Source organism: Arcobacter sp., from assembly GCF_050300555.1.
Classification (GTDB): Bacteria; Campylobacterota; Campylobacteria; order Campylobacterales; family Arcobacteraceae; genus Arcobacter.
On record NZ_JBNKXY010000334.1, the window covers coordinates 1 to 552 of the forward strand.

The following is a 552-nucleotide window of genomic DNA, read 5'->3' on the forward strand; positions in this document are numbered from 1 at the left end:
AAATCTGATTTTTGAAAGCCTTGGGTTAAAGAATCTAATTCATAAAATCCTGATGTTAATCCTAACAGTTTAGGATTTAGTGACTTTTCTTTTAAATCAAGAAAAATATTATTTAACAATTCACTGCTACTAGATAAATTTTTACTTTTCGTTTCGGTTGTTATATTAAAAATTTTCGTTTCACAATCAATCAAAATTTTTTCCAATGAAACATTAGTTATATAAGCTGAATTGATAGTCTCATAACCAAGCTTGATTAAACAGCGTCTAAAAAATTTATCTTTTACTAACGCTAAATATTCATTTAGATAGTTTAAATTCGGAATTTGACTTATTAATTCAATTAAAACTTTTATACCGCCAATTTGTTGTAACAACCCATTATCTTGCAAAAAGGTTAAAAGTGTTAGAATATCAATATATAATTTATTCTTGTACAAAAATCTTATAGCTTTATAAATTTCTTGATGATTTGTAAAGTAAAATGCTTCAACTGGTAAAGTATGTAATGTTATATCAACAGCGTCTGAACTAATTAGTAAGCCGCTTAAT

At 25.2% G+C, this 552-nt stretch carries 1 protein-coding gene; it reads right to left on the reverse strand.

The window, feature by feature from the left end:
• Positions 1-552, reverse strand: a 552-nt coding sequence (locus ACQY5W_RS13475) for a DnaB-like helicase N-terminal domain-containing protein (RefSeq protein ID WP_428025482.1), incomplete at both ends; no start/stop codon positions are given.